Source organism: Croceicoccus naphthovorans, from assembly GCF_001028705.1.
Classification (GTDB): domain Bacteria; phylum Pseudomonadota; class Alphaproteobacteria; order Sphingomonadales; family Sphingomonadaceae; genus Croceicoccus; species Croceicoccus naphthovorans.
Genome location: NZ_CP011770.1, coordinates 39,922 through 51,132, shown reverse-complemented (window position 1 = coordinate 51,132; position 11,211 = coordinate 39,922). Strand labels below are relative to the sequence as shown.

Annotated in this window: 11 protein-coding genes; 4 read left to right on the top strand and 7 right to left on the bottom strand. The window is 64.4% G+C overall.

What is annotated here, in order from left to right:
* The first annotated feature begins 9 nt into the window (after positions 1 to 9).
* The 4 genes from AB433_RS00260 to AB433_RS00245 are packed head-to-tail and all read left to right on the top strand — an operon-like array spanning position 10 to position 2,733.
* Positions 10 to 717: a CoA transferase subunit A gene (locus AB433_RS00260; protein WP_047819477.1), complete on the top strand. Its 708-nt coding sequence runs from the start codon at positions 10 to 12 to the stop codon at positions 715 to 717.
* A gap of 5 nt (positions 718 to 722) precedes the next feature.
* A complete protein-coding gene (locus AB433_RS19225; RefSeq protein ID WP_053058903.1) occupies positions 723 to 1,520 on the top strand; it encodes a hypothetical protein in 798 nt (265 codons plus the stop codon).
* Positions 1,521 to 1,534: 14 nt separating this feature from the next.
* Positions 1,535 to 2,170, top strand: a complete 636-nt coding sequence (locus AB433_RS00250) for a CoA transferase subunit B (protein WP_082134715.1) — start codon at positions 1,535 to 1,537, stop codon at positions 2,168 to 2,170.
* Between the two features lie 26 nt (positions 2,171 to 2,196).
* Complete coding sequence (locus tag AB433_RS00245) at positions 2,197 to 2,733, top strand: glutathione peroxidase (protein WP_047819475.1); 537 nt, start codon at positions 2,197 to 2,199, stop codon at positions 2,731 to 2,733.
* 1 nt (position 2,734) lies between these two features.
* Here AB433_RS00245 and AB433_RS00240 read toward each other — a convergent pair whose 3' ends face one another.
* The 7 genes from AB433_RS00240 to prfA form a co-directional block, all read right to left on the bottom strand.
* Positions 2,735 to 4,477 (bottom strand): bifunctional metallophosphatase/5'-nucleotidase, encoded by a 1,743-nt coding sequence (locus AB433_RS00240; protein WP_179944948.1) that lies wholly within the window; start codon positions 4,475 to 4,477, stop codon positions 2,735 to 2,737.
* A gap of 33 nt (positions 4,478 to 4,510) precedes the next feature.
* Positions 4,511 to 5,188 (bottom strand): lysozyme, encoded by a 678-nt coding sequence (locus tag AB433_RS19220; protein ID WP_053058902.1) that lies wholly within the window; start codon positions 5,186 to 5,188, stop codon positions 4,511 to 4,513.
* 88 nt (positions 5,189 to 5,276) lie between these two features.
* Positions 5,277 to 6,524 (bottom strand): methionine adenosyltransferase, encoded by a 1,248-nt coding sequence (metK, locus tag AB433_RS00230; RefSeq protein WP_047819474.1) that lies wholly within the window; start codon positions 6,522 to 6,524, stop codon positions 5,277 to 5,279.
* A 70-nt stretch (positions 6,525 to 6,594) separates the two neighbouring features.
* Positions 6,595 to 8,214 carry an apolipoprotein N-acyltransferase gene (gene lnt / locus AB433_RS00225; RefSeq protein WP_082134714.1) on the bottom strand — a complete coding sequence of 540 codons (1,620 nt, stop codon included), beginning with the start codon at positions 8,212 to 8,214 and terminating at the stop codon, positions 6,595 to 6,597.
* A gap of 32 nt (positions 8,215 to 8,246) precedes the next feature.
* Positions 8,247 to 8,987: a DUF4167 domain-containing protein gene (locus tag AB433_RS00220; protein ID WP_082134713.1), complete on the bottom strand. Its 741-nt coding sequence runs from the start codon at positions 8,985 to 8,987 to the stop codon at positions 8,247 to 8,249.
* Positions 8,988 to 9,270: 283 nt separating this feature from the next.
* Positions 9,271 to 10,113: a peptide chain release factor N(5)-glutamine methyltransferase gene (gene prmC / locus AB433_RS00215; RefSeq protein ID WP_047822896.1), complete on the bottom strand. Its 843-nt coding sequence runs from the start codon at positions 10,111 to 10,113 to the stop codon at positions 9,271 to 9,273.
* 6 nt (positions 10,114 to 10,119) lie between these two features.
* Entirely contained in the window at positions 10,120 to 11,208 is a 1,089-nt protein-coding gene (gene prfA / locus AB433_RS00210; protein WP_053058901.1) for a peptide chain release factor 1, read from the bottom strand.
* Between the last annotated feature and the right edge of the window lie 3 nt (positions 11,209 to 11,211).

The window sequence follows — 11,211 nt, the reverse complement described above, 5'->3', positions numbered from 1 at the left end:
CGCAAAGACATGAAAAAGCTCTACCCCGACGCCAAGACCGCCCTGGAAGATATCATCAAGGACGACATGCTGATCGCCAGCGGCGGATTCGGCCTTTGCGGCATCCCCGAACGCCTGATCGATGCAGTGGTGGAGAGTGGGGCCAAGGGCCTGACGGTCGCGTCCAACAACGCGGGCATCGATAACGAAGGGCTGGGCAAGCTGCTGCGGACCAAGCAGATCAAGAAGATGATCAGCAGCTACGTCGGCGAGAACAAGGAATTTGAACGTCAGTTCCTTGCCGGAGAGCTTGAAGTCGAATTCTGTCCGCAGGGCACGCTGGCCGAGCGCATGCGCGCCGGTGGCGCGGGCATTCCCGGTTTCTACACCAAGACCGGCGTCGGCACGCAGGTGGCCGAGGGTAAGGAAGTGAAAAACTTCGACGGTCAGGATTACATTCTGGAACAGGGCATTTTTGCCGATCTTGCGCTGGTAAAGGCGTGGAAGGCGGATGAAAGCGGCAACCTTGTCTTCCGCAAGACCGCTCGCAACTTCAACCTGCCTGCCGCGACCTGCGGCAAGGTTTGCGTTGTCGAAGTGGAAGAGATCGTGCCGACCGGATCGCTCGATGCCGACTGCATTCACCTGCCCGGCGTCTATGTTCAGCGCATGATCCTTGGCGCGCCCTATGACAAAAAGATCGAGTTTCGCACCGTTCGCGAGCGCGAGGCGGCCTGAACCCGATGCGGGCCATCCGCCTGCTCTTGCTGATACCCGCCGTCGCCGCCTTGTCCGGCTGCGTCGCAGCGGCTTTGCCGGTTCTCGCCACGACGGTGATGACCGGCGATGCCGTGCGCGATGGCAAGGTGACAGTACAGAAGGATGCGGTGGCCCCGGCGGCAGATGCTGCAACGCCGCCAGCAGCGCCGAATTATACCGAGCAGTTCGTGGCCGCCGCGATGTTTGCCGCAGACCGGGCGGGCACGGGCCAGTCGGTCGTGCCCGATCCGGCGGCGGAAGACGCGGATACGCTGGTGCGCGGTTGTAGCGAATCGCAGCAGCCTGCGCTTCTGGTCGATCTCGATCCGGGGGCTGCTGCCTTGCGCCCTCAGGTCGCCACACTTTCCGCTCCGCAAGGGCTGGCCCCCGCGCTGGCCGTGGCGCGCGGCAAGGGGCTGACCATCGCGTGGACCAGTGTGCTGGACGAGGCGGAGGCACCGCTGGTCCGCAATGCGCTGGCGGCCAGCGGGCTTGACCCGGCGGGCCGAGACGTCCTGTTGCTGACCCGCGATCCGGCGGAATCGAAGACGGACAGGCGCGATGCCGCCCTGTCCGAATATTGCTTCGTCGCGATGATCGGCGACCAACGCGGCGATTTCGACGAATTGATGGATTATCTGCGCGATTCCGACGGGCCCAGCCCGTTCGATCCGCTGTTCGGCAACGGCTGGTTCGAATTGCCGCCGCCCCTGATTGCGCGGGCCGATGTGCCCACAACCCAACCCGTCGCCCCGATGGCGACGCCCGAAGAAAACCCCTGAAGAGGAGATCGACCATGCCCTGGACTCGTGACGAAATGGCCGCCCGCGCCGCGCAGGAACTGGAAGACGGATTCTACGTCAACCTTGGCATCGGCATCCCGACGCTGGTCGCGAATCACATCCCCGATGGGATGGACGTGACGCTACAGTCGGAAAACGGCATGCTGGGGATCGGCCCGTTCCCCTTTTCTGGCGAAGAAGACGCCGACCTGATCAACGCGGGCAAGCAGACGATCAGCGAACTGGACAAGAGCGCCTATTTCGACAGCGCGGCCAGTTTTGCGATGATCCGTGGCGGGCACATCGATCTGACCGTGCTGGGCGCGATGGAAGTCGACCAGAATGGCGACATCGCCAACTGGATGATCCCGGGCAAGATGATCAAGGGCATGGGCGGCGCGATGGACCTTGTCGCGGGCGTCAAGAAGATCATCGTGGTGATGGAACACAACAGCAAGGCGGGCGCGCCGAAGTTCATCCCCGAGTGCACCCTGCCGCTGACCGGCAAGAACGTCGTCGACATGATCGTCACCGACCTTGCCGTGTTCCAGCGCCCCGATCACGACAGCCCTTTCAAGCTGATCGAACTGGCACCCGGCGTGACGGCAGACGAAGTTGCGGCCAAGACGACCGCGCACTACGTTTCCTGATTTAAGGCAACCACGGGAGAGGATGCATGGCCATTTCGGATATCGCACTGACACGCGGTGACGGTTCTGCCGACAGCTTTGCCGCGCACAAGGGCAAGGTTTTGCTGATCGTCAACGTCGCCTCGCAATGCGGGCTGACCCCGCAATATTCGGGGCTTCAGGCGCTGTACGACAAGTACAAGGATCGGGGCTTTGAAGTGCTGGGCTTTCCCGCGAACGACTTTGGCGCACAGGAACCGGGGACCGATGCCGAAATCGCCACGTTCTGTGAAACCAGCTTTAACGTAACCTTCCCGATTTTCGCCAAGGCGAGCGTCGTCGGGGCCGAGAAGCAGCCGCTTTATGCCGAGCTGGTCGAGGCCGCGCCGACAAAACAGGGTGATGCCGAGGGTTTTCGCGAAAAGCTGCGCGGTTTCGGAATGACGCCCAATCCCGACCCGGAAGTGCTGTGGAATTTCGAAAAATTCCTGATTGGCCGTGATGGCGAGGTGATCGCGCGCTTTGCACCGACGACCGCGCCCGACGATGCCGACCTGATCAAGGCGATAGAAGCCGCGCTTTGACCTAGCGCGGTGTCAGGTTCGTCACGCGGTCCGGTTCGGGCAGCTGGCGAAGCGGCACCGCCTTCAGCCACGCCTCGAACGCGTCAAGGTCGTTGCCGCCCGTCGTCGTCTGCGTCCCTTCGGTCAGAACGGTGAACCCGTCGCCGCCCGCGGCAAGGAAGCTGTTCATCGTCAGGCGATAGGATTTTAGCGGATTGATAGGGTCGCCGTTCAGCGTGGCGCTGACGATCCGGTCGCCCTTTGGCCGCGATCGGTCGTAGGCGAAGGCGAAGCCTGCGCTGGGGGCAAGGATCTGTTTCTTCGCGGCATCGTCGAATTGCTGTTCCAGCAAAGCCAGCACCTGATCGCCGGTAAAGGTCCGTGTGATCAGCGTATTGCCGAAGGGCTGCACCGCATAAATGTCGCCAAAGGTGAGGCTACCGTCATCGGCGGGCACGAGGCTGGCCCGCACGCCCGCGTTGTTCATCAGCGCGATCTGCGCCCCGGCTTCGCGCGTGGCGGCCAGTTGCGCATCGGCGATCATGTCGCCCAGCGCGGTCTCGACCTCGTCATCGTCGGTGATGATAGCCTGCCCTGAAATCTTGCCTGCGGGGCGCTTCGCCACCTCGGCCACGGCATCGACATAGCGCGCGACATAGGCCGCGATGGCGGGATCGGGCGTGATCTCGGGCAGCGCATCGCTGGTCTGCAGGGCGGAGCCATCCTTGGCCTTGCCCTCGCTTTGCACCGTGACGTTGTGCGCGGTCTTTGCGGTCACTTCGTTCCGTGCCGGATCGATGATCAGCGCGATGTCGGTCACCTGCGATGCGCCGTAACCAGCGCTGGTGACCAGGAATGGGCGTGTCGCGTCGATTGTGGCGTAATCGCAGACGTAGGCGCGGTGCGTATGACCCGAGACGACGAGATCGACCCGCGGGTCGAGACGGCCGAGGATCGGCAGCAACTCGCCCTCGACATTGCCGCAGCCGTTCGTGTCGGATTGCGGTTCGTTGTAAAGCCCCTGATGGATCGCGACGACGATGGCGTCCGCGCCCTGAGAGGCCAGTTCCTGCACGTAGACGTTGATCGCATCGGACTCGTCCCCGAACGTCAGATCCGCGACGCCGCTTGGCGTGACGAGATTGGGCACGTCGCGCAGCGGCAGGCCGATGACGCCGATAGTTACTGCGTTCTCGCCCTCTCCGAACGTTTTCAGGCCATAGGCGGGGAACAGCGTCTCGCCATTGTCGGTGACGACATTCGCTGACAGGAACGGGAAGTTCGCGCCGCCAAAGTCCGGCTCTACCGCGCAAGGCTGGCGAAGGGTGTGCTTCTCGCACCCGCCTTCGGCGATGCGCTTCAACTCGTGCCAGCCCTTGTCGAATTCGTGGTTGCCGACCGCGTTGAAGTCCACGCCAATGCGGTTCATCACGCCGATTGCCGGTTCGTCGAGGAAAGCGGCAGAGGCGAGCGGACTGGCCCCGATCATGTCGCCGGCCGAAATCACCATCGAATATTCGTTCTGTGCGCGGATGCCCGCGATGGCGCCGGCCAGCCACGCCGCGCCGCCAACGGGAACGCTGACGCCCTGCCCGTCGGGCGTCTGCACCTCTCGCGGGGAGGATAGCGGCATAAGGTTGCCGTGAAAGTCGTTGATCCCTGCGATCCGCACCGTGACGGGTGCTGGCGGCGGCGAGGCCTGCGGCACGGTTGCGCAGGCGGAAAGGAAGGTCAGGGCGGTGAGGGTGGGAAAGCGGCGAATCATGGTTTCCGCTGTTACCGCCCCCGCCGCCATTCGTCAGCAGGCGAAGAGGCGGGTAAACCAGTTGTCGCGTTGGCGGGTGGTTTGCGGCCGAACAGGCTGCAACGCTCCCGCTTCGGCCAAAGGCTCTCGCGCCGGACCCCCGCCCAGCAGCAGGGTCAGTGTGTCTATGATCGGCACGCGGCGGCCCTTCTTGGGGCGATAGGATGGTTTGGCGACTGAATAGATCAGCGCCGTCCCGTCGTTTGCCCAGCGCCCGTCGAAAAACAGCGCCTGTTCCCGCTTGCGGCGCAGGGCAAGGCTGGCCGGGCGGCACCAGTTGAGCATCGCGCGCTTGGCGCAATCACGGTCGCCCTCACGAAGCAGGCGCATCCAGTCGGCCCGGCGGATTGCGCCGGTGTTCCAGTGAAACGACAGCGCGGCGGCCAGCTCATGCTCCTCGGGCTGAACCGTTCCGAACGCCTCCAACACGGCGGGCAGGTATCGGTTCTGCAAGGCCCAGAGATAGATTTCGAGGCAGCGCGACAACGGCTGCGGCTGGTCGCGATAGCGGCTCACGCGGTGGCCGGAGGCATCGGTGATGCCAACGCTCCACGTCCAGACGCCCACCGAATCGCGATAGGCTTCGGGCACGATGCCCTCGTGATGGATCAGTTCGGCGGCGATGCGCGGGGTAATCGTGGGGCGCGCGGGATCGTAGGGCAGGGCGGGCATGGCGGGCGGGTCTCCGTTCGAAGGGAAACCGCCCCCATGATCGCGCCGCCGACCTGTAGGAAAATAAAAACCCGAGCTGACGGGCGCCTTACTTGGCGAGCGCGGCCTTCAATTCGTCCACCAGATCGGTCGCTTCCCACGGGAAGTAGCCGTCGTTCGCCGGACGCCCGAAATGGCCGTAGGCAGCGCTGGGGCGATAGATCGGGCGGTTCAGGTTGAGCCGGGTGCGAATGCCGCGCGGGGTCAACCCACCAAGGCTGTCGATGGACCGGATCGCGTTCTCCAGCCCCTCGTCGGTCACGCCATCGGCACAGGTGCCGTGGGTATCGACATAGAGCGAGAGAGGGTGCGACACGCCGATGGCGTAGGAGAGCTGTATCGTGCAGCGCTTGGCAAAGCCGCCCGCGACGATGTTCTTCGCCAAATAGCGCGCAATATAGGCGGCCGAACGGTCCACCTTCGTCGGGTCCTTGCCGCTGAACGCGCCGCCGCCGTGCGGGGCCGCACCGCCATAGGTGTCGACGATGATCTTGCGCCCGGTCAGGCCCGCATCCCCGTCCGGGCCGCCGATCTCGAAGCTGCCGGTCGGGTTGATGTGATACTCGGTCTCATCCGACAGCAGGTTGTGCGGCAAGATGTCGGCGATCACGCCTTTGACATAGCTCTTCAGCTCGGCATCGCGCTCACCCGTGTCGTATCCCGGCTTGTGCTGTGTGGAAACGACGATGGCGGTGCACGCTTCGGGTTGGCCGTCGCGGAAGCGCAGCGTGACCTGGCTTTTGGCGTCGGGTTCAAGGAACGGTGCCTTGCCCGAATGGCGGTCGTCCGACAGACGGTGCAGGATCTTGTGGCTGTAATCCAGCGTTGCGGGCATCAGGTCGGGCGTTTCGTCGCAGGCAAAACCGAACATGATGCCCTGATCGCCCGCGCCTTCATCCTTGGCGCTGGCTTCGTCCGAATCGACGCCCTGCGCGATGTGGGCCGACTGGCCGTGGAGGAAATTCTCGAACCGCAGGCGTTCCCAGTGGAAGCCGTCCTGCTCATACCCGATTTCGCGCACGACGTTGCGGACCGTGTCCTCGATCTCTTCCTTCGCGCCGGGGGCCCAGTATCCGTTTTCGGCCCAGTCCTCGCGGCTTTCGTCGTACATCGGCTTGCACCGGATTTCGCCCGACAGGACGACAAGCTGCGTTGTCGTCATCGTTTCGCAGGCGACGCGCGCTTCGGCATCTTTCGACAGCATCAGGTCGACGATGGCGTCCGAAATCTGGTCCGAGACCTTGTCTGGATGCCCCTCCGACACCGATTCGGAGGTGAAGAGATAGTTTGAGCGCATGGATCAGGCCTGTGCGATTGAGCCATCCGCCGGGTGGCGGATCAGGTATAAAGCTTTCTTTATATGTGCTCTAACCCCGGCGGCGGCGGCTGGCAACCATTGCTGCGACAAGCAGCAGCAGAGCCCAGCCCATCGCCAGCCAGTTGCCCATCCGTGCGAAGGGCGTGGGGGCCAGCGCAGGAGGTATCTTGCCGCTGATCGAGGCGGCTTCGTACTTCGGGATAGAGGCGCGAACCACGCCGCCCGCATCGATCAACGCGCTGATCCCGGTGGTGGTGGAGCGCAGGACCGGCAAACCCTCTTCGATTGCGCGCAGCCGGGCCTGCGCCAGATGCTGCGGCGGGCCCCACGCACCGAACCAGCCATCGTTCGAGGGGTTGAAGATATAGTCGGGCCGCACATCGGGATCGACGACCTGCCCAGAGAACACGATCTCGTAGCAGATCTGTACCCCTGCCTTGCCCCAGCGGCCAAGATCGATCGTGCGCGGCCCCGGACCGGGTCGGAAGTCCAGCGTGCCCGCCACCAGCCGCGACAGGCCGATGGGCTCAAGCAGGCTGCGCATCGGCAGGTACTCGCCATAGGGGACGAGGTGCGCCTTGGCATACCCACCCGCGATTTCGCCATCGGGTCCGACGGCGGTCACCACGTTCTCCGCCGCGATCGCGCGCTTGGCGGCGGGATCGATGACGAGGTCGACCGTGCCCGTCAGCAGCATCCCGCCCGGCCCGATGACGTCGGCAATCCGCTCTCGCGCCAGATCGGGATCGGCGGCAAAGGTCGTCGCGATGTAATAGCGGCTGGGATAGCCGCCGCGTAGATAGTCCGGCACCCCCGATTCGGGCCAGAGCACCAATTTGCGTTCGTTCGCGGGTGTTGGTTGGCCACTCAAGCGTGCGGTCTTGATGAAGTTCGGTTCGAAATGGCGCGGGTTGTTCAGGTCGTCCTGACGCACGTCGGGCTGAACCAGCGTGAAGTCGAGCGCGCCCTCGCGCTGGCCCGGCGGCGGGAAGGGCGCGAGCATCAGCGCGACCGGCAAGATCAGCACCACCCCGCCCGCTATGTACCGCCGCGCCGGGATCAGCACGGCGGCGGCAAGCCAGCATCCGGCCAGCAGCACGACGAGTCCCGACAAGGCATAAGTACCCAGAAACTGCGAAACCAGCGCCAGCCCGGGCCGGTCGAACCCGCCCAGTGTCACGATGCCCAGCGGGTTCCACGCGAAACCGGTGAACACCCAGCCGCGCATCCACTCGGTGACGATCCACGTCGCCGCAAAAGTCAGCACGAACGGCACTGGCCCCGGCAAACGCCGCCCGATGGCCCATGCGGCAAGTCCCGCCAGCATCGGATAGACCGCGAGATAGAGCGAAAGCAGGAAGATCGCGACCCAGCCCAGCCATGCCGGCATTTCCGCCTGATAGGTAAAGGCGGTGGCAATCCAGTTGTTGCCCAGCCAGAAATGCCCGACACCGAACAGCCAGCCGATCAGCGCCGCCCGCTTCGGCCCACTGGCCCCGCAAAGCAAGTGCATCAGCAGCGCGAACGCCGCCAAGGTCAGCGGCCAGAGCGCAAGCGGCTGGAACCCGGTGGCCGCGACGGCCCCGGCCAGAAACGCCGCAAGCGGCGCGGGCACCCTTGCAAGAAAGGTGCCCGGCCGCTTGCCGGAAATGCTGAGTGCGGTTGTCATGCGGGCGCGCTTACCCGCTCACCAACGTGATGTCAGCCGTTGACCGCCTGGGGCATGTCTTCGTCCGATGCCATTTCGTCCTCGGCCTTCACCTTGCGGGGGCGACCGCGACGCTTGGGGGCTTCTTCCTCACCCTCGGCCTCTACCTTGCGGGGGCGGCCACGGCGTTTCGGAGCTTCCTCTTCGCCGCTGGCTTCGGTATCTGCCTTACGAGGGCGGCCGCGACGCTTGGGCTTTTCCTCGGTATCGCCGATGGAAGGCGGCAGCGCCTGTGGATCGAGCCCGCCATCGTTGCCGACGGCCTTCTCCGTCTCTTCCCGGTCATCGCCGGAACGGTCGTCGTCATCGCGGCGCTGGTTGCGCTGGCGACGCTGGCGATTGTCGCGGGTAAAGGGATTTTCCTCCGACGCTTCGTTATGGCGGCGACGGCGGTTGCCCGAATTGTCGCTATCCTGCGAATCATCGGAATCGTTCTCGGACCCGCCGCGGTCGTCGTTGCGCTCATCATCGCGCTTTTGCCGTTGCTCGTCCTGACGGGCTTTGCCGTCGGCGATCACGCGAAAATAGTGGTCGGCAAACTGCAGGTAGTATTCCGCCTGCACCCGATCGCCGTTGCGATGTGCGTCTTCGGCCAGCTTTTTATACTTGTCGAGAAGCTGGGGCGCATTGCCGCGCGCCCGGCTGTCGATCCGGTTGAGATGCTGACCGCCACCCTGCTGCCGGTTGTTGTTGTTCCGGCCGCGACGGCGATTGTTGCCACGATTGTTGTTCAAGTCAGACTGTTCCCTATGTCCGGCGCCGGTCAAACTTCCTTCGCGCCACTCAGTCGGAACGCCCGGGCCACAATGGCTACGGGCCGCCTAGTTCAGGCTACCCCCCTAAAATCCAAATGCGGGCGATAGACCTTCCTGACCGTCCAGCATCGGCCCTGCCTTTGGCAGGCCACGAAAATTCGGGACGGGAGGATCGACAGGCTTGCGGGAATCTACGTCCGCCCCCCTGTCTGATTACAGGCCTATCGGCAAAAAACGCTGCTGCCAACCCCTTTTGCTGCGGTTATTCGGCGATATCTCGCAATAAAAGCGCGCGGGGGTTGTTTGCGAGGTCGTGCTTCAGTTCGACCGAAAGGCCCGTTGCGCGGGCAATTGCGGAGACCGTATCGGCTTGTCGTGAGCCTATTTCGATGATCACGATGCCGTCTTTTGCGAGAAGATCAGGAAATGCCGGGACCAGCTGGCGATAGTCGTCAAGCCCGTCTGCCCCGGCGAACAGCGCCTCTGGCGGTTCATAGGCGCGAACGTCGGGGGCAAGGTCGGGGTCGTCGGTCTCGACATAAGGCGGGTTCGACAGGATCAGGTCGAACGGGCCGAGATCGTCCGTCCATCCGGGCGCAGTCCAGTCGCCGGGTTGCATTGCAGCGCGGTCCGCCATGCCAAGTTCTGCCGCGTTTTCCTGTGCCACGGCAAGGGCGGCGGGGCTGCGTTCGATCCCGATGCCAGTTGATTCGGGCCAGATCGAGAGCGCGGCCAGCAACAACGCCCCCGTGCCAGTGCCGCAATCGAGGATACGCGTCGGGGCGCGATCGCCAAACGCCTGCTGCGCCGCGTCGATCAGCGTTTCGGTATCGGGGCGCGGAATCAGGACGGCGGGCGTGACCTTGAACGACAGGCCGTAGAATTCCTGATGCCCGATGATCTGCGCGACCGGCTGGCCTGCCATGCGCTTCTCCAGCAGGGGAGCGAAGACCTCGGGCACGTCGTCACGTCCATGGCGTAGCAACATTTCGGAACGGCCGGTGCCCAACGCATCCGCCATCAGCAGTTCGGCATCGAGCCGGGGCGATGGACTCACCCCTTCCAGCGCGCGGGCGGCGTTGCGCAGCGTATCGGCTACGCTCACCAAGGCTCAGGCCGCTTCGTTCTGGGCTGCAAGACGCGCGGCCTGATCTTCGGAAATCAGCGCATCGACCAGTTCGCCAAGGCCGGTGCCTTCGAGAATTTCGGGCAGCTTGTGCAGTGTCAGGCCGATGCGGTGATCGGTCACGCGGCCTTGCGGAAAGTTATAGGTGCGGATGCGTTCGGACCGGTCGCCGCTGCCGACCATCGCCTTGCGCGCCTCGGCCTCGGCCCCATGCGCCTCGTCGCGCATCTTTTCGTATAGGCGCGCGCGCAGGACCTGCATCGCCTTGGCCTTGTTCTTGTGCTGGCTGCGTTCGTCCTGCTGCGTCACCACGATGCCGCTGGGCAGGTGGGTGATGCGGACGGCGGAGTCGGTTGTATTGACGTGCTGCCCCCCCGCGCCTGACGCGCGGTAGATGTCGATTTTCAGGTCGTTGTCAGCGATCTGCACGTCGACCTCGTCCGGTTCGGGCAGGACGGCGACGGTGGCGGCGCTGGTGTGAATGCGGCCGCCCGATTCGGTGACCGGTACGCGCTGAACGCGGTGGACGCCGCTTTCGAACTTCAGCTTGGCGAACACGCCCGTGCCGGAAACGTTGGCGACCACTTCCTTGAAACCGCCGATGTCGCTGGCGTTGACGCTGATCGTCTCGACCTTCCAGCCCTGTTCGGCGGCAAAGCGTTCGTACATGCGAAACAGGTCGGCGGCGAACAGGGCGGCCTCGTCCCCGCCGGTCCCAGCGCGGATTTCCAGCATCGCGGGCCGCGCATCGGCGGAATCGCGTGGAAGCAGCGCAATGGCGAGCCGCTGTTCGGCATCGGGCAGGTCGGCTTCGATCCGCGCGATGTCTTCGGCGGCCATCGCCTTCATTTCGGGATCGGCCAGCATCTCCTGCAAGCCGGCCAGTTCGGCGCGCATGGCGGCAACGTCTGCCGCTTCGCGCGCGACACGCTCCAGTTCCGCATAGTCGCGGCTGGCCTGGATGAAGGCATCGCCCTCCAGCGTGCCCGATGCGAGCCGCGCTTCCAGTTCGGAAAAGCGCTGCGCGATCTGGGCGAGGCGTTCGTCGGAAATCTTGGTGGCGGAAACCTGCACGGA